Annotated in this window: 24 protein-coding genes; 11 read left to right on the forward strand and 13 right to left on the reverse strand. The window is 73.8% G+C overall.

Annotated features, from left to right (window positions below; all coding sequences use genetic code 11):
• Positions 1 to 54 precede the first annotated feature (54 nt).
• Positions 55 to 660, reverse strand: a complete 606-nt coding sequence (locus EAD98_RS09710) for a DNA-binding response regulator (protein ID WP_121653720.1) — start codon at positions 658 to 660, stop codon at positions 55 to 57.
• On the reverse strand, positions 657 to 1811 hold the full coding sequence (locus EAD98_RS09715) for a sensor histidine kinase (RefSeq protein ID WP_121653721.1): 1155 nt from the start codon (positions 1809 to 1811) through the stop codon (positions 657 to 659). Before EAD98_RS09715 ends, EAD98_RS09710 begins: the two co-directional genes overlap by 4 nt.
• 132 nt (positions 1812 to 1943) lie before the next feature.
• Between EAD98_RS09715 and EAD98_RS09720 the strand changes: the two genes are divergently transcribed.
• Positions 1944 to 2888 (forward strand): hypothetical protein, encoded by a 945-nt coding sequence (locus EAD98_RS09720; protein ID WP_199723355.1) that lies wholly within the window; start codon positions 1944 to 1946, stop codon positions 2886 to 2888.
• Positions 2889 to 2951: 63 nt separating this feature from the next.
• Positions 2952 to 4682 carry a DEAD/DEAH box helicase gene (locus EAD98_RS09725; RefSeq protein WP_121653722.1) on the forward strand — a complete coding sequence of 577 codons (1731 nt, stop codon included), beginning with the start codon at positions 2952 to 2954 and terminating at the stop codon, positions 4680 to 4682.
• Positions 4683 to 4730: 48 nt separating this feature from the next.
• On the opposite strand, the gene EAD98_RS09730 is transcribed toward EAD98_RS09725, so the two are convergent.
• The 5 genes from EAD98_RS09730 to EAD98_RS30905 all read right to left on the reverse strand — a co-directional run bounded on the left by EAD98_RS09730 (position 4731) and on the right by EAD98_RS30905 (position 9629).
• The gene (locus EAD98_RS09730) at positions 4731 to 5135 is read right to left on the reverse strand and encodes a DoxX family protein (RefSeq protein WP_121653723.1); all 405 of its coding nucleotides are present in this window, start codon (positions 5133 to 5135) and stop codon (positions 4731 to 4733) included.
• 129 nt (positions 5136 to 5264) lie between these two features.
• Complete coding sequence (lon, locus tag EAD98_RS09735) at positions 5265 to 7595, reverse strand: endopeptidase La (protein WP_121653724.1); 2331 nt, start codon at positions 7593 to 7595, stop codon at positions 5265 to 5267.
• 38 nt (positions 7596 to 7633) lie between these two features.
• Complete coding sequence (locus EAD98_RS09740; RefSeq protein WP_121653725.1) at positions 7634 to 7918, reverse strand: hypothetical protein; 285 nt, start codon at positions 7916 to 7918, stop codon at positions 7634 to 7636.
• Positions 7919 to 7953: 35 nt separating this feature from the next.
• Entirely contained in the window at positions 7954 to 8814 is an 861-nt protein-coding gene (locus EAD98_RS09745) for a manganese catalase family protein (protein ID WP_121653764.1), read from the reverse strand.
• An 83-nt stretch (positions 8815 to 8897) separates the two neighbouring features.
• Positions 8898 to 9629: a sensor histidine kinase KdpD gene (locus EAD98_RS30905; RefSeq protein WP_121653726.1), complete on the reverse strand. Its 732-nt coding sequence runs from the start codon at positions 9627 to 9629 to the stop codon at positions 8898 to 8900.
• 98 nt (positions 9630 to 9727) lie between these two features.
• On the opposite strand from EAD98_RS30905, the gene EAD98_RS09755 reads away from it, so the two are divergent.
• Positions 9728 to 10336 carry a response regulator transcription factor gene (locus EAD98_RS09755; RefSeq protein ID WP_233579043.1) on the forward strand — a complete coding sequence of 203 codons (609 nt, stop codon included), beginning with the start codon at positions 9728 to 9730 and terminating at the stop codon, positions 10334 to 10336.
• A 153-nt stretch (positions 10337 to 10489) separates the two neighbouring features.
• On the forward strand, positions 10490 to 10837 hold the full coding sequence (locus EAD98_RS09760; RefSeq protein WP_074310340.1) for an Lsr2 family protein: 348 nt from the start codon (positions 10490 to 10492) through the stop codon (positions 10835 to 10837).
• Between the two features lie 175 nt (positions 10838 to 11012).
• Here EAD98_RS09760 and EAD98_RS30670 read toward each other — a convergent pair whose 3' ends face one another.
• From EAD98_RS30670 to EAD98_RS09785, 3 genes are all read right to left on the reverse strand, one after another.
• The gene (locus EAD98_RS30670; protein ID WP_147457359.1) at positions 11013 to 12305 is read right to left on the reverse strand and encodes a hypothetical protein; all 1293 of its coding nucleotides are present in this window, start codon (positions 12303 to 12305) and stop codon (positions 11013 to 11015) included.
• Between the two features lie 292 nt (positions 12306 to 12597).
• Positions 12598 to 13470 (reverse strand): DUF2726 domain-containing protein, encoded by an 873-nt coding sequence (locus tag EAD98_RS09780; protein ID WP_121653729.1) that lies wholly within the window; start codon positions 13468 to 13470, stop codon positions 12598 to 12600.
• 108 nt (positions 13471 to 13578) lie between these two features.
• The gene (locus EAD98_RS09785) at positions 13579 to 14451 is read right to left on the reverse strand and encodes a phytanoyl-CoA dioxygenase family protein (protein WP_121653730.1); all 873 of its coding nucleotides are present in this window, start codon (positions 14449 to 14451) and stop codon (positions 13579 to 13581) included.
• Positions 14452 to 14629: 178 nt separating this feature from the next.
• Between EAD98_RS09785 and EAD98_RS09790 the strand changes: the two genes are divergently transcribed.
• The 4 genes from EAD98_RS09790 (at position 14630) to EAD98_RS09805 (ending at position 17117) form a co-directional block, all read left to right on the forward strand.
• Positions 14630 to 15241: an Asp23/Gls24 family envelope stress response protein gene (locus EAD98_RS09790; protein ID WP_121653731.1), complete on the forward strand. Its 612-nt coding sequence runs from the start codon at positions 14630 to 14632 to the stop codon at positions 15239 to 15241.
• 1 nt (position 15242) lies between these two features.
• Positions 15243 to 15767: a DUF6286 domain-containing protein gene (locus tag EAD98_RS09795; RefSeq protein WP_121653732.1), complete on the forward strand. Its 525-nt coding sequence runs from the start codon at positions 15243 to 15245 to the stop codon at positions 15765 to 15767.
• Entirely contained in the window at positions 15764 to 16324 is a 561-nt protein-coding gene (locus tag EAD98_RS09800) for a hypothetical protein (protein WP_121653733.1), read from the forward strand. Before EAD98_RS09795 ends, EAD98_RS09800 begins: the two co-directional genes overlap by 4 nt.
• A gap of 67 nt (positions 16325 to 16391) precedes the next feature.
• Positions 16392 to 17117: a helical backbone metal receptor gene (locus tag EAD98_RS09805; RefSeq protein ID WP_121653765.1), complete on the forward strand. Its 726-nt coding sequence runs from the start codon at positions 16392 to 16394 to the stop codon at positions 17115 to 17117.
• 36 nt (positions 17118 to 17153) lie between these two features.
• Here the strand turns inward: EAD98_RS09805 and EAD98_RS09810 are convergent, their stop codons facing one another.
• The gene (locus tag EAD98_RS09810; RefSeq protein WP_121653734.1) at positions 17154 to 18086 is read right to left on the reverse strand and encodes a TerC/Alx family metal homeostasis membrane protein; all 933 of its coding nucleotides are present in this window, start codon (positions 18084 to 18086) and stop codon (positions 17154 to 17156) included.
• Positions 18087 to 18287: 201 nt separating this feature from the next.
• Complete coding sequence (locus tag EAD98_RS09815; protein WP_121653766.1) at positions 18288 to 18977, reverse strand: CBS domain-containing protein; 690 nt, start codon at positions 18975 to 18977, stop codon at positions 18288 to 18290.
• Positions 18978 to 19167: 190 nt separating this feature from the next.
• Here EAD98_RS09815 and EAD98_RS09820 point away from each other — a divergent pair, with 190 nt between their 5' ends.
• Positions 19168 to 19725: a hypothetical protein gene (locus EAD98_RS09820; RefSeq protein WP_121653735.1), complete on the forward strand. Its 558-nt coding sequence runs from the start codon at positions 19168 to 19170 to the stop codon at positions 19723 to 19725.
• A gap of 211 nt (positions 19726 to 19936) precedes the next feature.
• Positions 19937 to 20329 (forward strand): FKBP-type peptidyl-prolyl cis-trans isomerase, encoded by a 393-nt coding sequence (locus tag EAD98_RS09825; protein WP_074310352.1) that lies wholly within the window; start codon positions 19937 to 19939, stop codon positions 20327 to 20329.
• Positions 20330 to 20450: 121 nt separating this feature from the next.
• Here EAD98_RS09825 and EAD98_RS09830 read toward each other — a convergent pair whose 3' ends face one another.
• Positions 20451 to 20837, reverse strand: a complete 387-nt coding sequence (locus tag EAD98_RS09830) for an STAS domain-containing protein (protein WP_121653736.1) — start codon at positions 20835 to 20837, stop codon at positions 20451 to 20453.
• A 257-nt stretch (positions 20838 to 21094) separates the two neighbouring features.
• Between EAD98_RS09830 and EAD98_RS09835 the strand changes: the two genes are divergently transcribed.
• On the forward strand, positions 21095 to 22111 hold the full coding sequence (locus EAD98_RS09835) for an SMP-30/gluconolactonase/LRE family protein (protein WP_121653737.1): 1017 nt from the start codon (positions 21095 to 21097) through the stop codon (positions 22109 to 22111).
• Positions 22112 to 22218: the final 107 nt, after the last annotated feature.

Here is a 22218-nt window from a genome sequence, read left to right on the forward strand (position 1 = left end):
AGCTCCTACTGCCCGAATCGGTCGCCAACCTGATCACCCAGAGGGTCGGCCCGGTCAGAGCCAGCCGTTGTCGCGGGCGGTGCGCACGGCCTCGGCCCGGTCGGCGGCACCGAGCTTCTGCACGGCGGCGGACAGGTGGTTGCGGACGGTGCCGGTGGACAGGTGCACCCGGCGGGCGATCACCGCCACCGGGGCGCCGAACTCGGCCAGCCGCAGCGTCTCCAGTTCGCGAGGCGTCAACGGGCACGCGGGCAGGGTCAGCGCCTCGGCGGCCAGCGACGGGTCGACGTACCGGCCGCCGGCGTGCACCCGCCGGATCACGTCGGCGAGCGCGCCGCCCGGCGAGCCCTTGGGCACGAAGCCCCGCGCGCCGGCGGTCAACGCCTGGCGCAGGTGCCCCGGGCGGCCGTGCCCGGTCAGCACGACCACCGCGCACTCAGGACGGACACGGGTCAGTTCGGCGGCCACCGCGATGCCGTCCAGGCCGGGCATCTCCAGGTCCACCACGGCCACGTCCGGGCGGTGCGCGAGCGTCGCGGTGACCGCCGAGGGCCCGTCGGAGGCCTGGGCCACCACGTCGATGTCCGCTTCCAGGCCGAGCAGGGCGGCGACCGCCACCCGGATCAGATCCTCGTCGTCGGCGAGCAGGACGCGGATCACGACGGCACCGGCACGGTGACCTCAAGGGTGAACACCTCGTCCTGGCGGCGTACCCGCAGCTCTCCGCCGACCGCGGCGAGCCGGTCGGCCAGGCCACGCAGGCCGTGGCTGTGCTCGTCCGGGCCCCGGTCGTCGGCGCCGTCGTTGGCGACCGTCATCCTGATCGCGTTCCCCTCCCGCTCGATGCGGATCCGGCACCAGTCAGCCTGGCTGTGCCGCAACACGTTGGTGCCCGCCTCGCGCAACACCGCGGCCAGTTCGGTGGCGGCCGGCTGCGGCACCTCGGCTGGTGGCGTCGGCACCGAGCAGCGCACGCCGCAGGAGCGCAGCACCCCCGCCACGGCGGCCACCTGCTCACCGAGGTCGACCGCGCGGTAGCCGCGCACGGTCTCGCGGACCTCGGTCAGCGCGGACGCGGCGAGCCGCTGCACCTCGGCGGCCTCCCGGCCGGCCCGCTCCGCGTCGACCGGCGCCAGCCGGGCGGCGAGTTCGGCTTTCAACGCGATCACGGTGAGGCTGTGCCCCAGCACGTCGTGCACGTCGCGGGCGAACCGCAGCCGCTCCTCGGCAGCGGCCAGTTGAGCCTGGGCGGCCTGACCCTGCCGGGCCTCCACGAGCAGACCCCAGAACCAGACCTGCAACCAGTTGACCGCCGCCACGGCGGCACCGATCCCACCGGTCACCGCCAGGTACCGGCCCACCGAGCCGTCGGTCCACCACGCCACGCCCGCCGACACGAGCAGGGTGCCGACGGTGACCGCCACCGCAGCCGGGAGGCCGACCAGCAGCGGAGCCATCCCCATCAGGGCGGCGCCGATCCACGCCCAGGTCGGCCAGGCACCGGCCGCGACCGGGGCGACCAACGGCACGGTCAGGGCGGCCACGACGGCCAGACCGACCTGCGCGCGGCGTCGCCACCGTTGTGCGAGCCACGGGGTGACCGCGGCGTACAGCACGGCGGTCTGGGCGGCCGCGAAGGCGCAGATGCCGACCGCGCCGAGCGCGACGCGGCCGGTGTCCGCCTCCCGGGTCAGGCCCACCGCGGGCAGCAGCACGGTCGCCCACACACCGGTGGCCAGCGACAGCAGTGTCGCCTGCCGAGCCCGGCGCAGCCGGCGGTCCGCCCGGGGGATCACCGCCTCGCTCGCCACGCGTCGATCCTAGGACCGCCGGACGCACGGTCCACCCGTGCGAGTTGTCACGGTCGGACCGTGCGATCCGCACGGAATTCCGGTGACGGACGAGCCTGCCCACCGCGCCGGAACGCCGGCAGGGTCAACGGCATGAAGAAGACACCGATGTACGCGGACACCGCCGCCTCCGTACCGTCGCCCGGGCCACTGCCGACCGACCACCTGGCGCCCGCGGACGCCGCGTCGCCGGGGCCGGTGCTTGCGCCCGCAACGCGGCCCGACGCGACACCGACCGGCTCCACGCGCCGGCTGTTGTGGCACCTCGGCGAGATGGCGCTCGCGATGATCGCCGGGATGGTGCTGCTCGGGCCGCTGTGGGAGATGGCCGGTGCCCCGGTGGGGCTCGCCGGGGCGCTGGCCCGCCCGGACGTGGCCGCGCTGGTGATGGCCACGAACATGACCGTCGGGATGACGGTGTGGATGCGCTACCGGGCGCACCACTGGCGTGGGGTGGTCGAGATGGCCGCCGCGATGTACGTGCCGTTCCTGCTGCTGCTCGTACCGTTCTGGGCCGGTGTGCTGGGCGGGGACGCGCTGCTGCTCGGCGGTCATCTGCTGATGGTCCCGGCGATGGTGCTGGTGGCGGTGCGGCACCGGCACGAGTCACCGGCGGTGATCCGCCGGCATCCGGCCGTGGTGGCGCTCACCCGCCGCTGGCCGACGGCTTTGGCGCTGCTGCTGACCGTGGACATGTGGGTGGACCCGGGCGTACTCAGCCCGTGGACGATGCTGGTGCTGCCCGGCGGCTACCTGCTGATCGGCGCGCTCCGCGGGACGTTGCGCGGGCCGGGCGTGCTCGCCACCCAACTCGTCGGTCTGGTCATCTGGGTCGCCCTGACGCTGGTGGCGGTCGCGAGCGGTGGACGGACCGCCGCGTGGTTGGTGGCGCTCGGGTGGCTGGCGCACGCCGGCTGGGACGTGGCGCACCACCGCACCCGCCGGGTGGTGCCGCGCGGCTACGCCGAGTTCTGCGTAGTGCTCGACGTGGCCCTCGCCGCGGTGATGATCGTGGCGATCCTGAGCAGCGGCGACTGACCCGGGTGTGCTCTTGTGCCGGTCGCCGCAGCGGGCCGGACGGCGTGATGAAAGGCTTGGCACATGAGTTCCGCACCTGCACAGCACGACGCACCGACCGACACCACCCCCGACGGCACCGACGAGGCGCACGCCTTCACGGAACTCGGGCTGCGCGCCGAACTGCTGGGCGCCCTGGCCGCCCTCGGTTACGAGGAGCCGACCCCCATCCAGCGGGAGGCCATCCCGCCGCTGCTCGACGGCCGGGACCTGCTCGGTCAGGCCGCCACCGGCACGGGCAAGACGGCGGCGTTCGCGCTGCCGTTGCTGCACCGGATGGTGGCGCACCGCGACGGCGGAGACCCGGTGGCGCTGGTGCTGGTGCCGACGCGGGAGCTGGCGGTGCAGGTGTCCGAGGCGTTCCACCGCTACGGCAAGGACCTGGGCGCGCGGGTGCTGCCGATCTACGGTGGGCAGCCGATCGGGCGGCAGCTGCGGGCACTGGACAGCGGGGTGGACGTGGTGGTGGCCACCCCGGGGCGGGCCCTCGACCACATCGCCCGGGGGACGCTGCGGCTGGGCGGGCTGGCCACGGTGGTGCTCGACGAGGCGGACGAGATGCTCGACATGGGCTTCGCCGAGGACATCGAGGCGATCCTTGAGCACGCGCCGGCGCAGCGCCAGACGGTGCTCTTCTCGGCCACGATGCCGTCCCGGATCGACGGGATGGCCCGCCAGCACCTGCGTGAGCCGGTGCGGATCGAGATCGGCCGGGAGCAGCAGGTCGCCGGCGCGGCGCCCCGGGTGCGGCAGAGCGCGTACATCGTGACGCGGGCGCACAAGCCGGCCGCGCTGGGCCGCGTGCTGGACGTGGAGTCGCCCACCGCGGCGATCGTGTTCTGCCGGAGCCGGGAGGAGGTGGACCGGCTGACCGAGACGATGAACGGCCGGGGCTACCGCTCCGAGGCGCTGCACGGCGGGATGAGCCAGGAGCAGCGCGACCGGGTGATGGGGCGGCTGCGGGCCGGCACCGCGGACCTGCTGGTCGCCACCGACGTGGCGGCCCGCGGGCTGGACGTCGAGCAGCTCACCCACGTCGTCAACTACGACGTGCCGTCGGCGCCCGAGTCGTACGTGCACCGGATCGGCCGGGTGGGCCGGGCCGGGCGGGAGGGCGTGGCGATCACCCTCGCCGAGCCGCGTGAGCACCGGATGCTCAAGACCATCGAGCGGGTGACCGGCCAGCGGATCACCATCGACAAGATCCCCACCGTGGCCGACATGCGCACCCGCCGGCTGGAGCTGACCCAGGCGGCGCTGCGCGAGAGCCTGCTGGAGGACGACCTCGACCCGTACCGGGTCATCGTGGAGACGCTGACCGACGAGTTCGACCTGATGGAGGTCGCCCTCGCCGCCGTGAAGCTGGCCCACGAGGTGACCTCACCGGGCTCGGATGACGAGGAGGAGATCCCGCAGGCGCCGGTGCGCGGCCCGCGCGAGGGTCGACCGGAGTCCGGTGGCCGGGGCGGTGACCGGCGCGGCGGCGGTCGGCCACGGATGGGCGGCAACACCGTCCAGGTCTTCGTCGGGCTGGGCCGGCGCGCCGGGGTGCGCCCGCAGGACCTGGTCGGCGCGATCACCGGGGAGACCGGGATCCGTGGCCGGGACATCGGCTCGATCGAGATCGCCGACCGGTTCTCGCTGGTGGAGGTGCCGCAGGGCGTGGCCGACGAGGTGATTTCGGGGTTGCGCTCCAGCACGATCAAGGGCCGCAAGGCCACCGTGCGCCGCGACCGCGGCGGCGACGAGCGCTGAGCGCGCCCCCGGCGACCGCCGGGGTACGACGGTCGCCGGCGCGATGGATCAGAAGGAGTACGGACCGAAGCGGCCCCACGCCACCACGGCGGCGAGCACGAGCAGCACCGCGCAGGTGATCGCGCCCTGGATCTCCATGCGCCGCCGCTCCTGCGTGTCCTGCTGCCTCATGTCGCGCAGGTGCACGAGGATGCCGCCGATCATGACGATGACCAGCCCGACGGCGGCGAGGGGGGTGAGCACGGTGGCGATGCCGGTGAGCGGGGGCAGCACCAGCCCGATGGCGGCCAGCAGCTCGACGGCGCCGAGCAACTTGACCTGGGTCGGCGGGACCGGGTCCACCCACCGCATCAGCTCGCGCAGCTTGTCCTTGGGCTGGGTCAGCTTGGCCGCGCCGGCGCCGGCAAAGACGACAGCGAGCAGGATCTGGATGATCCAGAGCACCACGTTCACGGGGGTTCCTCCAGGGGACGCCTCGCGGCGGAGAGGTAGTTGAGGATTCAAGCGAGACAGTAGACCCTGGCGCGTACGCGAAGGACCCCCGCCGTCGGAGCGACGGCGGGGGTCCTTGCGGTTGGAGCGTCAGACGGTGAAGAGCGCCGGACCGTCCAGCGCCGGGACGTCGGCCGGGCGCAGCGCCAGGGCGAGCACGTCGGCCACGTCGGCCAGGGTGTGCACGGTCAGCGCCTCGCGCACCTCGGTCGGCAGGTCGTCCAGGTCCGGCTCGTTGCGCGCCGGGATGATCACCTCGGTGAGACCGGCCCGGTGCGCGGCGAGCAGCTTCTGCTTCACCCCGCCGATCGGCAGCACCCGACCGGAGAGCGTCACCTCACCGGTCATCCCGAACTCGGGACGCACCGGACGGCCGGTGACCAGCGACGCCAGGGCCGTGACCATGGTGATGCCGGCGCTCGGGCCGTCCTTGGGCACCGCGCCCGCCGGGAAGTGGACGTGGATCCGCCGTCCCGCCAGGGCGTTCGGGTCGATGCCGAACCGACGCCCGTTGGAGCGCAGGTAGGAGAGCGCGATGTGCGCCGACTCCTTCATCACGTCACCGAGCTGGCCGGTCAGGGTCAGCCCCGGCTCGCCCTCCATGCTGGTCGCCTCGATGAAGAGCACGTCCCCACCGGCGCCGGTGACGGCGAGGCCGGTCGCCACGCCGGGCACCGCGGTGCGCTCGGCCGACTCCGGGGTGAACTTCGGCCGCCCCAGGTAGCCGGCGAGGTTGTCGGTGTCGACGCGTACCGGCGACGGGTCGGTCGCCAAGGTCACCGCCACCTTGCGCAGGATCTTGGCCAGGCCGCGTTCGAGCTGCCGGACGCCGGCCTCCCGGGTGTACTCCCCGGCGATCAGCGCCAACGCCTCGTCGGCGATCTCCACCTCGTCGGCGGTCAGCCCGGCCCGCTCCCGCTGCCGGGGCAGCAGGTGGTCCCGGGCGATGGCGACCTTCTCGTCCTCGGTGTAGCCGTCCAGCATGACCAGCTCCATCCGGTCCAGCAGCGGGCCGGGGATGGACTCCACCACGTTGGCGGTGGCCAGGAAGAGCACGTCGGACAGGTCCAGGTCGACCTCCAGGTAGTGGTCCCGGAAGGTGTGGTTCTGCGCCGGGTCGAGCACCTCCAGCAGGGCGGCCGCCGGGTCGCCGGCGTAGCCCGCGGCCAGCTTGTCCACCTCGTCGAGGAGCACGACCGGGTTCATCGAGCCGGCCTCGCGCAGCGCGCGGACGATCCGGCCGGGCAGCGCGCCGACGTAGGTGCGCCGGTGACCGCGGATCTCCGCCTCGTCGCGGACGCCGCCGAGCGACACCCGCACGAAGTTGCGCCCGAGCGCCCGCGCCACGGACTCGCCGAGGCTGGTCTTGCCCACCCCGGGAGGACCGGCGAGGGCGAGCACCGCGCCGGAGCCGCGACCGCCGACCACACCGAGGTTGCGCTCGGCCCGCCGGTTGCGCACCGCCAGGTACTCCAGGATGCGGTCCTTCACGTCGGCCAGGCCGGCGTGGTCGGCGTCGAGCACCGCCCGCGCCGCGGCCAGGTCGGTGTTGTCCTGCGTACGCGTGCCCCACGGCATTTCGAGCACGGTGTCCAGCCAGGTGCGGATCCAACCCGCCTCCGGGGAGGCGTCGCTGGCCCGCTCCAGCTTGCCGACCTCGCGCAGGGCCGCCTCGCGGACCTTCTCCGGCAGCTCGGCGGACTCGACCCGGGACCGGTAGTCGGCCGAGCCGTCCGGCTCGTCCTCACCCAGCTCCTTGCGGATCGCGGCGAGCTGCTGGCGGAGCAGGAACTCCCGCTGGGACTTCTCCAGCCCCTCCCGGACGTCGGTGTTGATCTGCTCGGTGACCTCCTGCTCGGCCAGGTGTTCCTTCACCCAGCCGACCAGCAGCTCCAGCCGGGCGGTGACGTCCGGCGCGGCGAGCAGCTCGGTCTTCTGCTCCAGGCTCAGCCAGGAGACGTAGCCGGCCGAGTCGGCCAGCTCGGACAGGTCGGTCATCCGCTCGATGGCGTCGATGACCTGCCAGGCGCCACGCTGCTGGAGCACCGACGTCATCAGGGCGCGGTACTCGCGGGCGAGCTCGCGGGCCCGACCTGCGGGCGCGGGTTCGGGTAGTTCGGTCGCCTCGACCCAGAGCGCGGCGCCGGGGCCGGGCACGCCGGAGCCGATCCGGGCACGGGACAGGCCACGGACGACCGCGGCCGGTTCGCCGTCGGGCAGTCGGCCGACCTTCTCGATGGTGGCGACGGTGCCCACCGGGCCGTACTCGCCGTCGATGCGGGGCACGGCGAGCAGCTTGCGGTCGCCGGTCGCGCGGGCCGCGTCGACCGCGGCCTGGGTTGTCGGGTCGAGGGTCACCGGGATGACCATGCCGGGCAGCAGCACGGTGTCGGTCAGGGGAAGTACCGGAAGAGTTGCCATCGAACACCTGCTATCGCGTTGACTTGAGCGTGTCTCACTCAAGTAACAAAGCGTTCCCCTTGTTCCGGGCTGTGACCCAGACCACTGCCCGGCTCCGGGCGACGAACGGGAAACAGCAGCTCCCGCGCCAGCCGGCGGCCACCGGCCACCGCCACGGCGAGCGGAATCGCCAGGCTGATCACGCCCAGGGCGACCACGACCCGGCCGGGCAGCCCGGCGGCCGCGGCCAGCAGGGTCAGCCCGGCGAAGACCACCAGCTTCACCCGGGTACGGACCACGGAGACCAACCCGGCCTCGCGGGTGGGTGCGGCGACGGACGACATCGTTACTCCTTGGGGTACGGGCGGGCGGGTCGGCGTCAGGTGGCGTCGTCGTCGCGCAGGTCGTCGGCCAGGTCCGGGTTGGTGCCGTAGAGGCGGGGGTCGCCGGGTGCGAGCACCGGTTCGGGGGCGTGGGCTCGGGGGCTGTGGTCGTAGGTGAATTCGCCCTTGCCGTCCGGCGTGGGGCCGGAGGCCCAGCGGCCTTCGGCGGCGTCCTGGCCGGGGGAGAAGTCGAGGTAGGTGTAGCTGAACTCCTTGGTGAACTCCTTGGAGTCGGTGAAGGCGTCGGGCACCGGCATGTCTTCCAGGCCGTCCTGTTTGAGTTGTTCGATGGCGGCGAGCCACATGTTCTGGTGCATGGTGTCGCGGGCCAGCAGGAAGCGCAGCATCTGTTTGACGCCGGGGTCGTCGGTCATGTTGAACAGTCGGGCGACCTGGAGGCGGCCTTGTGCTTCGGCGGTGGCGTTGAGGTGGAAGTCGGCCATGAGGTTGCCGCTGGCGGTGATGAAGGCGGCGTTCCAGGGCACGCCGTTGCTGTCGGTGGGTAGGGCGCCGCCGCCGCCGTGGATGAAGTGTGCGGGGTTGGAGCCGCCGTAGACGGCGGCGACCATGGGGTTGTCGTCGGCGGCTTCCTGCAGGGACAGGGGGGCGTTCTCCAGCAGGCGGGTGATCATGGTGGCGATCATTTCGACGTGGCCCATCTCCTCGGTGCCGACGTCCAGGAGCAGGTCCTTGTACTTGCCGGGCAGTCGGCAGTTCCAGCCCTGGTAGAGGTACTGGTTGGCGACGGTCATCTCGCCCCACTTGCCGCCCAGGATCTCCTGCAACCGGCGGGCGAACGCCGCGTCCGGGCCGTCCGGCTTCGCCTCGAACTGCAGGTCCTTGATGTGGCCGAACATGGGTCCTCCTCCGTGCCGGGAGCTGGCACGAGGACGATTCCCGCCCCGGTGACCCGGCCGGGCCAACCCGTGTCCCGGTGGGGTCAGCGCACCACGCGGACCACGGGCAGCAGCACCTCCAGCGCCACCCCGCGCGGCCGCAACCGGTGCACCCGCAGCGCTCCCCCGTCCGCCGCCAGCAGCTGTCGCACGATCCAGAGACCGAGGCCGGACATCCCGGCCACCGGCGCCGTGCGGCGCATCGCGGCCAGCAGCGCGTCGTCCACCCGCCCCTCGTCGGTGACCAGGATGCTCAGGCCGGGGCGGCGCAGCGCGGCGTAGAGCCCGACCTGTCCCTGCGCCGGCCCGTGCCGCAGCGCGTTCTCCACGAGATTCACCAGCACCTGCCGGGTCCGACCGGAGGGCACCGGGCAGGCGCAGGCCCACCGGGTGGCCCGGACCCGGCGCCGGTTCGCCGGCACCAGCGCGGCGGCCTCGCGCAGCATCCCGGCCAGCGGCACGGCCGGCTCCGGCTGGGCGGTCGACGCCAGGGCGCCGGTGCCGGCGGCCGCGCCCCGCAGCAGGCTCTGCAGGTGCGCGGCCTGGTCGCGGGCCAGCTCGGTGATCGCCCGCCGGTCCGCGCCGGTCAGCTCCCGGCGCTCGTCGGCCAGCGCACGGGTCAGCGAGGTCAGGGTGCTCACCGGAGTACGGAACTCGTGGCACAGCACGCGCAGCAGCAGCTCCGAGTCGGCGGGCGGAGGCCCCTGGTCGCCGAGTCCGACCTCGGTCCGGCGCAACCCTCGCAACAGGCCCTGCAAACCGTGGCGTGCGCGCATCCACCCGACTCCCCTCGTTCGGTGCGTACCCGCATGATCGGTACCCGCTGGGGAACGGCGCAGACATGCCGGACGGCCCCAGCATCAGACTCGCGGTCGTGGACGACCACCCCCTCTTCGTCCGTGGCCTGGAGCTGCTGCTTCCACTGACCAGTGACGGCCGCGCCGAGGTGGTCGGCTCGACCGGCGACGCCGCCGCGGCGGCCGCCCTGGTCAGCCGTTGCCACCCCGACCTGGCGCTGGTGGACCTGCACATGCCGCCTCCCGGTGGCATCCGGGCGGTGGCCGCGATCCGGCGGACCACCCCGCGGGTCCGGGTGGTCGCGATGTCCGGCTCGACCGACCCGGCACCCGCGCTGGAGGCGCTCCGGGCGGGCGCGGAGGGGTTCCTGCCGAAGACCAGCGAGCCGGAGGAGCTGCTGCCTCCGCTGCTGGCCATCCTCGACGGCTGGGCGGTGCTGCCGGCCGAGCTGCTGCGCGCCGTGCTGCGGCCCTCGCGCGCGGCGCCGGTCGACCTGGACGGCGAGGAGCGCCGTCTGCTGCGGGCGATCGCCGCCGGCCGCAACACCGTCGACATCGCCGAGGAACTGCACGTCTCGGAGCGGACGGTGAAACGCATGACCGCCGCGCTGCTGCGCAAGCTTCGGGTGTCCAACCGGGCGGAGGCCGCCGCCGTCGCCGGACACGCCGGCCTGCTCGGCGAATGAGGCCGGGCCCTTCCGCGATTCAGCTCCCGTTCGCGGTTTTGCGGCACCGGAATCGCGACGCGCCGAAATGAATGGGGCGCATATTGTTGCGGTTTCCCGGGGTGATAGGTCAGACTTTGGACACATCCCGCCACACACAGGGAGTAATCGGCAATGGCGAGAAAAGTAATCACGGTGCTGACCGACGACCTCGACGGTGGGAAGGCCGACCGGACGGTCGAGTTCAGTCTCGACGGCGTGGCCTACACGATCGATGTCTCGGACGAGAATGCGGGCGTCCTGCGCAAGGCGCTGGATCCTTACATCAATGCGGGTCGGCGGATTGGCCGGGGCCCGGTGGAGAACACCCGGACAGTTCGGCGGCCGGGGCGCCCCAGCGGCGCCGGAATGGACCGGGAGCAGAACCGGGCCATCCGGGAATGGGCCGTCAAGAACGGCTACAAGATTTCCGAGCGGGGCCGGATCCCGGTCGAGGTCGTCGAGGCGTACAAGAACCGCTGAACGTACGACACGAGGACGGGGTCTCGCCGGAAACGGCGCGACCCCGTCGATTCTTGTCGGCCCTCTCCCCCGCCGCCGCCTCCAACAGCGCGCCGGGGTGATGTGCCGCGGCCGGTCACCCGGGCTGTCCGCCCCGGTGACCGGCCGCCGTTCACTCGGCTCGATCTGTTCCGACTCAGTTGACCTCGATACGCACGGCGTCGAACGCCGGGGTCTGGTTGGCCCGTTCCATCATCGGCAGACGGTGCGAGCCGTCACCGGCCCATACCGCGCACTGGGCGGTGCCCGACTCGGGCAGACCCGGAATCTGGATGGTCACCTCGTCCGGCTGGGCACTACCGCGTCCGTCCTCGGTGGCGACGAAGAAGGCGGGCACCTCCTGCGGCTCCGGCGGGGCGGTCAGGCTGTCCAGCATCCGGCAGGCGGTGTGGAAGTGTCCGCGGACCAGACCCTGGTCGTTGAGCAGCGAGCTCTCCACGTAGTACCCGCCCTGACCGGCGGCCAGGAAGCGGTCCCGGATCAGGTTGCGGGTGCTGACCCGCAGGGTGAAGGCCTGGTTCTGGCCGACCTGATCGGGGAACTGGGTGATCAGCAGCGAGGGGTTGTTGGCGGCCGCGCCGACCTCGCCGAACTCGGTGCTCACGCAGCGGTTGCCGGTCTGGAAGCCGTCGTGCGGCTGGAGCTGGCTCTCGTCGCAGTTGTTGGCCAGCACGCCGAGGCCGGCACCCGGAGCGTTGCCGCCACCGTTGTTGCCGCCACCGTTGTTACCGCCACCGTTGTCGCCACCGCCGCTATTACCACCGCCGTTGTCGCCACCGCCGCTGTTACCACCGCCGCTGTCGCCACCGCCGCTGTTGCCGGTCGGCTGCACCTGACACTCGGCGAGCTGCGCGAGACCCTGCGGCCGTGGTCCGGCCCGGTCGATGGCGGTCGTGATCCGGTTCAGCACCGCGCGCCGCTTGGCCGCCAGCGGTTGCAGGATCGAGTTGCGGATGAAGGCTTCGCCCTTGTTGCCCTCGGCGGCCAGCCGGCGGTCGGCCTCGGCGATCTGGGTCTGCAACTGGGCGAGGTTGCGGTCCACCTCGGCGCGGGCCCGGGCCGGCACCTCCGGAAGCTTGGCCGTCACGTCCGGGCAGGCGATGGCCGAGCCGCTGCCGACCGTGCCGTCCTTGCCGTCCTCGCACTCGGGGACCGACTGCTGCCCGTCACCCCAGTGGTTGCGCACCCAGCGACCGTTCTGCCACGTCCGGGTGGTTGAGTCGCCACCATTCGGCGCGGTCGCGCCCGGGCTCGGCTGCACACACTGTCCAGAGGCCGGCCGGGGACTGTTCGGCCGCCGGTCCTGGGCCGACGAAATCTGGGTCACGGCGACTACTCCGCCGAAGACCACGAGCGTGCCGACAACGGCCAGCAGACGCTTGCTCCGCGCGTTGCCGGATGACCGGCGCGCCCGTGTGGACCTGCGCATCGAATTGCTCTCCTTCTCGATCCGGTAGTGGATTCCTGCCCTCGGCGGACCGACGGATGTGAGATGGCACGCCACGGCGGCGACCACCGCGACCTACCCGGTGACGTGTCGATGGCCGACGATGCCCTTTCCGCACCGTCTCCCGCGTCCCGTCGACGCGGATGGGGAGATCCTCTTCATTCGCGCAGGAGTACGGGACGGCGAGCGGGAAGGTTCAACCAACGCACAGGAAATTGCCGCGGTCCGGCGCGAGCCGCGTTGGGAGGGTCGGCTGAGTGCAGCCGGTAACGGATCAGTCGACGCAGAGGTGGTCGAACGCGAAACCGCCGACGAGCTCGTTCCGCCGCCGGCTCAGCGCGACGATCTCGGCGGTGAGCTCGGCGCGCGGCAGCAGCTCCGGGTCGACCGGTTCCGTGACGCGCAGTCGTTCCCCGACGGCGACCGTGGCGAGGTCCTCGGCCAGCCGGGCCGGGTCGATGCCGCAGGAGAAGCGGTGCTCGGTCACCGACACCCGCTCGACCAGACACGCGTCGGGGCGCACCTGCACCCAGCTCCAGCCCTGCGCCGGGCCGTCCGCCCAGCGCACGTGCAGCCCCCGGACGATCGGGTCGGCCAGCCGCCGGGCGACGTACGCCTCGACCGCGGCCGCCCGGGCCAGCGCGCCAAGGTCGTTGACGGGGCCGGTGCGGCCGTCCGGCAGGCGGCCGAGAATGTCCCGGTAGCTGACCGGGGTCGACTCGTCCCCGGCGCCGCCCGCCGCGTAGTCCCGCGCGTCGATCACGTACTCCACGAGGCGCCTGCCGTGCTCGGCCGGCCGCAGGGTTGGCGACCCGATCCGCAGCACGGGCAGCCCGACCGCCGCGCTCACCGCGTCCTTGAGCCGCTCGGCCCGCTGCTGCGCGGAGCCGGCCGGCGAGACCGGGCCGATCTCCACGGCGACGATCGGTCGACCGGTGTCGGCGGCGCAGATCACGAAGTCGAAGGCGGCCCGGCTGGCCGAGGTCCACTGACTGCCGGTCACACCGGGCGGACGCCCCTGGACCAGCTCGCTGAGCCGGCGCGCCGGGTACACGCGGTGACCGGCGCGGGTGAGCAGGGTGTCCCGCGCACCGTCGGCGGGCAACGCCCGCAGCCAGCCACGGTCGTCGCTGACGGTGCTCGTCATCTGCCTGATCCATCCGCCGGTCGGTCGCGCCGGGCCGAGTCTAGGCGGTCGATCATGGTGTGCGCCTCGGCGGTGCGGCCGGGACGGTCCGACCGGCCGGACCGGCGGTTACTCGGCGGCGCCCATCACCAGACCCTCGATCGTGTGCTTCTGCCGGATCGGCTCCAGCCGGTCCACCACCGGGCAGGGCAGGTGCGCCCGGACCGTCTCCGGCAGCCCGTCCCAGTAGCCCTGGGTGACGGCCATGTCGTGGTGTGCGGCGTTGCCCGCGCCGGGGGCGTCCACGCCGAGGACCAGGACCGGGCGGGCCGACTGGGAGACGTTCGGGGTGCCGCGGTGAATGGTCAGCGCCGACCGGGCGGAAATGTCGCCGCGCTGCGGGTACTTGCGTACCGCCCGCTGCTGGTAGCGGGGATAGCGCTCGCGGGGCGGGAACATCCCGTGGTCGAAGTCGACGCCGTCGTCCCACTGGGTGCCCGGGGCGATCTCGAACGGGCCCATCTCCTCCACCGTGTCCACGGTGGTCAGGTTGAACGCCAATGAGGTGAGCCGCCGCTGCCGCCGGGTCTCCTCCGGCATGGGGAAATCCCGGTGCCAGGGCTGCATCGCCGCGCCGGGAAAGGGGATGTCGAAACCGAGTTCGACGATCTCGTACTCCGGGCCGAGCACCGCCCGGCAGACCGACGCCACCCACGGGTGGGTGACCAACTCGACGAATCCGCTCAACTGCTCCGGGTGGATCTCCACGTACCAGCGTTGCGGTCCACGACCGACCGCGCCGTCGGGGCGGGAGCGCGCCTCCTCGAACGCGACGGCCACATCGTTGCCGACCTGCTCCACCCAGGCCGGGTCGAAGGCGCCCCGGCAGGCGGTGATGCCGTCGCGGTACAGGTCGCCGAGCGCCTCGACCGGTACCTCGTCGTCGCCGCTGGGCACGGGGTGGGCGGCGGGTGCCGGAGACGGGGCCGGGGGAACACGCATGAGGTCTCCTCGGGAGGAAGCAAGCGTTACAACGTTGTAGAAGCGTGTCAAGGACCTCCGGAGCGCGCCAGCGCCCAGGCGAGTGCTGTGAGCCAGATCACAGGCGGGTCGGGTTCCAGGGGTCACCACAGGGTGTATCCAGCGGGGTCGCCGGTAGCGGACCGGCCGGGAGGTCAGCATGTCGCGACAGCAGTTCGACGTCCTCACCGGTAGCGGTGCGGGTGCTCGCCGACGCCAGGGTGACCGCGCCGGCCGTGCCGGACCGTCCCGGCTGGCCGGTGACCCCACCCTCCTTCGGCGACCTCGCGCTGCCCAGGCAGGACGCCACCATCGGCTCGCCGCGCCGCCCAGCATCCGCCGGCCCGCCCCGACCACCGGGTCGGACCCGAGCGGCGGCGCCGACACGACCGCCCGCCGGAATCCGAGCCCCGGGATCGCTCCGAACACCGGGATCGGCCCCAACGCCGGCGCGGGCCGCCGGAAACGCGGCGTCGTCGGGTCGGCGGACGTCGCGCGCATCGCAGCCGACGCGGCCGGCGGCGTCCCGGGCGTGTCCGACGTCCGCCCCGCCACCGTCCGCATGGACGGCCGGTCCGTGGGACTCGACCTGCGTCTGGTCACCTGGTACGGGCACAGCGTGCCCGCCGTCGCCGAGGCCGTCCGGGTGGCGGTCGCCGACCGGATGGCAGCCGACACCGGGCTCAGCGTGGCGGCGGTGACCGTCACGGTGGACGACCTGCTCGTCCCCGGCGTCGACGTCCCGCGGACCGGGCGGACGGCGGGAGGCTGACATGCGGACCGCGAACCGGGTCGCCTCGCTGGTGCTGGCCGCGGCGCTGCTGGCTGGCGGCGTGCTGCTGGCCGTGCAGGCGCTGCTGGTCACCCTGGACCGCCCAACGCCCCTGCTCACCCGGACCGACTGGTACGACACGCTGACCAGCACCGGATGGCGTGACCCGGGTGTCCGCGCGGTGGCCGGCGGGGCCGTGCTGCTCGGCCTGGCCGTCCTGGCCGCCCAGCTGCGGCGCTGGACTCCGGTCCGTCTGCGCGTCGACGAGCGGGACGGCTGGCACCTGCACCGCCGCTGTGTGGAGCGCCGGCTGGCCGACGCGGTCGGCACCGTGCCGGGCGTACGCCGGGCCCGTGTCCGGGTCCGCCGGCGCGGCGCCGAGTGGCGGCCCCGGGTGCGCGCCACCGGCGACCCGGCGGCCCGCGCCGAGGTGGAGTTCGCGGTGCACCAGGAGCTGCACCGCCTCGCCGCGCCCCGCACCGGCCGGATCGAGGTCCGGCTGCTTCCCCGCGGCTGGTCGGTATGACGGACGCCGCACACCGACTGCTGTGGACCATCATCGCGCTGCTGCTGGTGGCCGGCGGCGCGGCGGCGCTGGCGGCCAGCTACGGCGTGCTGCCCGGCGGCGACCCCGGCGCGACGCTGCTGAGCGCCCGCCTCCTGCACCAGTGGCGGCTGGCCACGCCGTGGACCACCCTGGCCGCGGCGGTCGCCGGGGCGCTGCTCGCCCTGAGCGGGCACCACCTGCTGCGCGCGGAGCTGCGTCGGCCCCGCTCCGCGGTGCGCGGCACGCTGAGTCACCCCGGGCGCCGCCCGGGTCGTACCCGAGTGGCCGCCGACGTCCTCGTCCACGCGCTGGAGCGGGACCTGACCGGCGCCCCCGGGGTACGCCGCGCCCGCGTGGTGCTCACCGGAGCGCCGCCGCGACCCGACGTGTGGATCCGGGTGGACCTGGCGGCCGACACCCCGACCGCCCGGGTACGCGAGCACGTCCGCGCGGCGGTCCGCCGGTTCGCGACGACCGCCGGCTGCCAACCGGCGCACCTCGACGTGACCGCCCGGATCGAGCCCGGACGACCCTGACCCGCGCCGCACCGACCCGACCGGCATGATCGGTGCCGGAGCCCCGATGGCGGACGGAGGTGCGCGGGTGCGGGTGGTGTCGCTGGTGCCGTCACTGACCGAGGCGGTGGCGCTGACCCTGCCGGGCGTGCTGGTCGGGGCCACCGACTGGTGCACCCACCCGGCCGGCCTGGACGTCGCCCGGGTCGGCGGCACCAAGTACCCGGACCTGGACCGGGTCCGCGCGCTGCGGCCGGACCTGGTGCTGCTGAACGTGGAGGAGAACCGCCGGGAGGACGCGGAGGCGCTGCGGGCCGCCGGCCTGCCGGTGCGGGTCACCTATCCCCGTACCGTCGCGGGCGCGTTGACCGAGCTGGCCGAGCTGCTGGCCGAGCTGGGCGCGCCGGCGGAGCCGGACTGGCTGCGGGCGGCCCGGCGGGCGTGGACCGAGCCACCCCGCCTGACGCCGGCCCGCCGGGCGGTGGTGCCGGTCTGGCGCCGACCGTGGGTGGTGCTCGGCGGCGACACGTTCGCCGGCGACGTGCTGCACCGGCTCGGCGTGGTCAACGCGTACGACCAGCACGCCGAGCGCTACCCCCGCCCGAGTCTGGCCGAACTACGTGACCAGCGGCCGGAACTGGTGGTGCTGCCCGACGAGCCGTACCGGTTCAACGCCGACGACGGGCCGGAGGCCTTTCCCGGCGTACCGTGCGCCCTGCTCTCCGGGCGACACCTCACCTGGTACGGCCCGTCCCTCGCCGAGGCGCCCGCGCTGCTGGCCGACCAGCTGTCCCGTCCGGTGCTGGCCGGCTGACGCCGAGCCGGTCAGCCGGTGGCGCGGCCGCGCCGGTCAGCCGGTGGAGCGGCCGCGCCGGGCGGCCACGACGCTGGCCACGACGGAGACCGCGAGGGTCAGCACCACCACCGTGAGGGTCAGCCATACCGGGAGCTTGCCCACCGGCGTCTCGGCCAGGATCAGCTTCAGCCCCGCGAAGGCGAGCAGCAGGGCCAGCCCGTAGCGCAGGTAGCCGAAGTGGCGCAGCAGGCCGGCGAGGCAGAAGTAGAGGCTGCGCAGCCCGAGCACGGCGAAGGCGGTGGCCGTCCAGACCAGGAACGTGTTCGTGGTGATCGCGAGGATCGCCGCCACCGAGTCGATGGCGAAGACCACGTCGGTGGCCTCGATGGCGACGAGCGTCACCAGCAGCACGGTGGCCTTCCGCCGGCCGTCGACCCGGGCGGTGAACCGGTCGCCGTGGTACCGGGCGTCGGTGGGGACCACCCGCCGGAACAGCCGGACCACCGGGTTGCGCTCCGGGTCGACGTCCGGCTCCCCCCGCACCGCCAGCCGCCAACCGGTCCAGATCAGAAAGGCGCCCAGCACGAACCCGGCCCAGGCGAGCCGGTCCAGCAGCTCAGCCCCAGCGAAGATGAAGACCAGCCGAAACGCGAGCGCGCCGACGACGCCCCAGAACAGCACCTTGTGCTGGTAGCCCGGCGGCACCCGGAAGTAGCCGAAGAGCAGGGCGAAGACGAAGACGTTGTCCACCGAGAGCGCCTTCTCCAGCAGGTAGCCGGAGTAGTACGCGATCGCCGGGTCGCCGCCCAGGCCGAACCAGACGACCAACCCGAACAGCAGGCCCGCGACGATCCAGACGCCGCTCCAGATCAGCGCCTCGCGCAGCTCGATGACGTGGCTGTCCCGGTGCATGAGGACGTCGACCCCGAGCATCACGGCGATCACCGCGCCGACCGCCGCCCAGGCCCACAGCGGCACCGCGACCATCGCCTCAGCCACCCGGCGCCCCCCGCATCGACCACCGCGCACCGCCCGCGCACCCCGTCGGACGGCCGCTCCCGAGCCTAGGCGAGCGGCCGATCCGACGACGGCGCTCCGGCGAAGTCGAGGCGGGCCCCGCCACCCGGGGCGGCGGTGGCGCTCCGGCGACGTCGGCGCGGGCCCGGCCAGCCGGGCCGGCGGTGGCGCTCAGGCGACCGGCGTCACCCGCGCCGGGTCGAAGGCGGTGTCGTCCGCCTCGTAGCCGATCGTGTTGGTCACCTGAACCACGCCGCTCACCTGTGCGGCGAGCCGCCCGGCGAGGTCGACGGCGGAGCGCCGGTCCAGCCGGCCGGCCAGGGTGACCTCGCCGTGGCGGACCTCGACGGTGACCAGGCCGTCCCGCACGGCGAGCACCCGGCGGAGCACCTCCTGCACCACGTCCTCGCGGATCTCGGCGTCCGAGCGCAGGTGCACCCGCAGCAGGTCGGTGCGACTGACGATGCCGACCAGCCGGCCGAGGTCGTCCAGCACCGGCAGCCGCTTGACCTGCTCACGATCGAGCAGTCGGGCGGCGGCGGGCAGCGATGCCTGCGGACACGTGGTGACCGCGGGCGCGGTCATCAGATCGCCGGCCAGCAGCGCCTCGCTCTTGTCCCGCGCGTCACGTCGGCGGCGGCTCTCGAAGACCCGCCGCTGCGCCGGCTCGCCGGCGCGTTCGATCCGGTGCAGCAGGTCGGCCTCGGACACCACACCCAGCACCCGGCGGAAGCCGTCGACCACCGGCACCGCGCTGACCTCGCGACGCACCAACACGTCCACGATCTCCCGGTACGGGGTCTCGGCCAGCACGGTCGCGACCTCCCGGGTCATCACGTCACCCACCTGCCAGGTCCTCATCACGGCCTCCCTCTCGTCGTCCACCTCGGACGGTACGGCCGGACGCCCGGCGTGGTCAGGGCCTCCCGGTCCGCGTCGCGGGGGTCGAAGGTCCCGGGCGGTTGCGGTCCGTCGGCCCTGCCGTCGACGGGGCCACCGGCGTCCACTGGAGATGCCACCGGGGAAGCGCGGTGCGAAGCAGAGAAGGGACGTGGAGACCATGGCCGCGACGATCGAGCGGATCAGCGCCGAGACCACCGCTCCGACGACGGGCACCCCCCGCGAGAGGGCCGTCCGGTACATCCTGGCCGGCATCCGGCTGGCGCTCGGCTGGATCTTCCTCTGGGCGTTCATCGACAAGCTGTTCGGCCTCGGGCTGGCCACCGAGTCGAAGAACGCCTGGATCAACGGGGGCAGCCCGACCAAGGGTTTCCTCACCTTCGGGGTCGCCGGTCCCTTCAAGGACGTCTACGCCGGGATCGCCGGCGCCGCCTGGGCTGACCTGCTGTTCATGGCCGGCCTCGCCGGGATCGGCGTCGCCCTGCTGCTCGGCATCGGCATGCGGGCCGCCGCCGTTGCCGGAGGGCTGCTCCTGGTGCTGATGTGGACCGCCGTCCTGCCTCCGGAGAACAACCCCTTCATGGACGACCACCTGATCTACGCCGCGGTGCTGGCGGTGCTGGCGCTGGTCGACGCCGGCGACACCTGGGGCCTCGGCCGGGTCTGGGCGCGGCTGCCGATCGTCCAGCGGATGCGCTGGCTCCGCTGACCCACACACGCACCACCCCTCGGGCGGGCGTCACCACCGGTGGCGCCCGCCGAGTCGTGTGGCCCTCTCCCCGCCTTGAACATCCCGGTGAGGTCGTGGACCCGCCGGGGTGTCACCGCGCCGGTAGCGGGACCGCCGCACATCGGTGGGGTGCGATCCGGCAGGATCGACGGTGACCGGACACATCACCCAAATGGCAGGAGTTCCCCGCATGAACCAGGCAGCAGGCGCCCGATCGGGCAAGCCCGAGGTGGGTCCGATCGAGGGTGCGCCGCCGGCCGACCTCGTGATCGAGGACATCACCGTGGGCGAGGGCCCGCAGGCCCAGCCGGGCCAGCTGGCCAGCGTGCACTACGTCGGCGTGTCCCACTCCACCGGCAGCGAGTTCGACTCGTCCTGGAACCGGGGCGAGGCGTTCGAGTTCCCGCTCGGCGGCGGCCAGGTCATCGCCGGCTGGGACCAGGGCGTTGTCGGCATGCGCGTCGGCGGCCGGCGCCGCCTCACCATCCCGCCCCACCTGGGGTACGGCGACCGCGGCGCGGCCGGCGTCATCAAGCCGGGCGAGACGCTGGTCTTCGTCGTCGACCTGCTCGGCGTGCGCTGATTTCGATCCTCGACGGGGTCGCCGGTGCGAGCCGGCGGCCCCGCCGCTCGGCGGATCGGCCCAGTGGCGGGCCGGATCAGGCGGAGACCAAAGCTCTGGTCAGGCGGAGACGGGGCCGTGGTCAGGCGGCCAGCAGCAGCTGCGCGGGTGCGACCGCCGGGCGGCGCGCGGCCTCGACCGCTCGGGCCGGCTCCAGGATCGGCAACACCCGGTGCAGGCCGGTGACACGCAGCACCCGGGCCACCACCGGCGTCGGATCGACCAGGACGAGCTCGCCGCCACGGGCCCGGACCCGTAGATGCGCGGCGAGCAGCGCGCGCACCCCGGCGGCGGAGAGCAGTCGCAGCTCGGACAGATCCAGCTGGAGCACCGGGCGAGCGGGCGCGGCCCACAGCGCGGAGCGGAACGCGGCCACCGTGGCGATGTCGACCTCGCCGGCCACCCGCATCAGGACCACCTGATCACCCACGCTGACCTGCACGTCGAACCGGTCGCTGCGCTCTCCCATGCCGAGAAATCTAGCCGCCACCTGCGACAGTTTCGCCCCTCCGCGGGGTGATTCCGGGTACGTCCAGGGTCAGACCCCGAGGCCACCCGGATCCCCCTTACGGTGGAGGCCAGGGTCCCCCCGGGTCCCGCGCCGCGGCACGGGGATCAGCGGGGCATCCGCCGGCCGCAGCTGCCGACGTCCTCTGCTCGACGGCCGGCGCGCCACCCCGCGACGGTGATCCGGCCGCGCGGGCATCGGCGGTGGAGAATGGACAGATGCTGATCCCCCGGCCCCGACCGCCCCGGCTCATCCGGCCCGTCCGCGAGCAGGCCACGGTCCCTCCTCCGCTCACCGGGGCGTGGGCGCCCACCGATCGCCGGCTCGACCAGGTCGACCTGCTGCCACTGCCCGACGGCGCGGTCGGTCCCGAGGACGTGCTGGTCGACCCGACCGGCCGGGTGATCAGCGGCGACGAGGAGGGCCGACTCTGGTGGTGGCCCGCCGACGCGCCCGCCGGCACCCGGCCCCACCTGCTGGCCGAGACCGGCGGCCGGCCGCTCGGCATCGAGGTGGACCAGTCCGGGGCGGGGCTGATCGTCTGCGACGCGTACCGGGGGTTGCTGCGGGTCACACCGGACGGGGCGGTGCGCGAGCTGACCGGCACGGCGCCTCCGGTGCACCTGGCCAACAACGCGACGGTGGCCCGCGACGGCACCATCTTCTTCACCGACTCCTCCGACCGGTTCCCGGTCTCGCACTGGAAACGGGACCTGCTGGAGCACCGCCCCAACGGCCGGGTGCTCGCGCACCACCCGGGCAGCGGGCGCACCGAGGTGGTCACCGACGGGCTGTACTTCCCCAACGGGATCGCGCTGACCCCTGACGAGTCGGCGCTGATGCTGGTGGAGACCACCACCCACCGCCTGCTCCGTGTCGAGCTGAGCGGCGGGGTGCGGGTGCTCGCCGACCTGCCCGCGTATCCGGACAATCTCTCCGCGGTGGGCGACGGCACATACTGGATCGCTCTGCCCAGCCCGCGGGTGCCGGTCGCCGAGCGGCTGCTCCCGCACCCGCGACTGCGCCAGCTCGCCGCGTTGCTACCCGACGCGATGCAGCCGCAGCCGCGCCGCTACGGGCTGGTCGCGCTGGTCGACGGAGCGGGCACGGTCCGCCGGACGCTGCACGGCCCGGCTGGGCACTACTGGATGATCACCGGGGTACGCCAGCACGGCGACCAGCTCTGGCTGGGCAGCCTGATCGGGCCCGGGGTGGCCCGGGTCCCACTGGGCTGAGCGCCGGGCCGGGGATCGCGGGCGACGCCGGTCACCCGGGGTCCGGAGACCGGACGCGGGGCCGGCCCGCCGCGGTGGCGGGCCGTCCCCGAGGGCCGTTGGCGGTG

Origin of the sequence: Micromonospora sp. CV4, from assembly GCF_003667455.1 — a bacterium.
In the GTDB taxonomy this organism is placed as follows: domain Bacteria; phylum Actinomycetota; class Actinomycetes; order Mycobacteriales; family Micromonosporaceae; genus Micromonospora.

Bases quoted from the DNA above. Each gene is read 5' to 3' on its own strand.
- EAD98_RS09720 (WP_199723355.1), top strand. From the start codon at position 1,944: ATGAAGAAGACACCGATGTACGCGGACACCGCCGCCTCCGTACCGTCG.
- EAD98_RS09725 (WP_121653722.1), top strand. From the start codon at position 2,952: ATGAGTTCCGCACCTGCACAGCACGACGCACCGACCGACACCACCCCC.
- lon (WP_121653724.1), bottom strand. From the start codon at position 7,595: ATGGCAACTCTTCCGGTACTTCCCCTGACCGACACCGTGCTGCTGCCC.
- EAD98_RS09740 (WP_121653725.1), bottom strand. From the start codon at position 7,918: ATGTCGTCCGTCGCCGCACCCACCCGCGAGGCCGGGTTGGTCTCCGTG.
- EAD98_RS09745 (WP_121653764.1), bottom strand. From the start codon at position 8,814: ATGTTCGGCCACATCAAGGACCTGCAGTTCGAGGCGAAGCCGGACGGC.
- EAD98_RS30905 (WP_121653726.1), bottom strand. From the start codon at position 9,629: ATGCGCGCACGCCACGGTTTGCAGGGCCTGTTGCGAGGGTTGCGCCGG.
- EAD98_RS09760 (WP_074310340.1), top strand. From the start codon at position 10,490: ATGGCGAGAAAAGTAATCACGGTGCTGACCGACGACCTCGACGGTGGG.
- EAD98_RS30670 (WP_147457359.1), bottom strand. From the start codon at position 12,305: ATGCGCAGGTCCACACGGGCGCGCCGGTCATCCGGCAACGCGCGGAGC.
- EAD98_RS09780 (WP_121653729.1), bottom strand. From the start codon at position 13,470: ATGACGAGCACCGTCAGCGACGACCGTGGCTGGCTGCGGGCGTTGCCC.
- EAD98_RS09785 (WP_121653730.1), bottom strand. From the start codon at position 14,451: ATGCGTGTTCCCCCGGCCCCGTCTCCGGCACCCGCCGCCCACCCCGTG.
- EAD98_RS09790 (WP_121653731.1), top strand. From the start codon at position 14,630: ATGTCGCGACAGCAGTTCGACGTCCTCACCGGTAGCGGTGCGGGTGCT.
- EAD98_RS09795 (WP_121653732.1), top strand. From the start codon at position 15,243: ATGCGGACCGCGAACCGGGTCGCCTCGCTGGTGCTGGCCGCGGCGCTG.
- EAD98_RS09800 (WP_121653733.1), top strand. From the start codon at position 15,764: ATGACGGACGCCGCACACCGACTGCTGTGGACCATCATCGCGCTGCTG.
- EAD98_RS09810 (WP_121653734.1), bottom strand. From the start codon at position 18,086: ATGGTCGCGGTGCCGCTGTGGGCCTGGGCGGCGGTCGGCGCGGTGATC.
- EAD98_RS09815 (WP_121653766.1), bottom strand. From the start codon at position 18,977: ATGAGGACCTGGCAGGTGGGTGACGTGATGACCCGGGAGGTCGCGACC.
- EAD98_RS09825 (WP_074310352.1), top strand. From the start codon at position 19,937: ATGAACCAGGCAGCAGGCGCCCGATCGGGCAAGCCCGAGGTGGGTCCG.
- EAD98_RS09830 (WP_121653736.1), bottom strand. From the start codon at position 20,837: ATGGGAGAGCGCAGCGACCGGTTCGACGTGCAGGTCAGCGTGGGTGAT.
- EAD98_RS09835 (WP_121653737.1), top strand. From the start codon at position 21,095: ATGCTGATCCCCCGGCCCCGACCGCCCCGGCTCATCCGGCCCGTCCGC.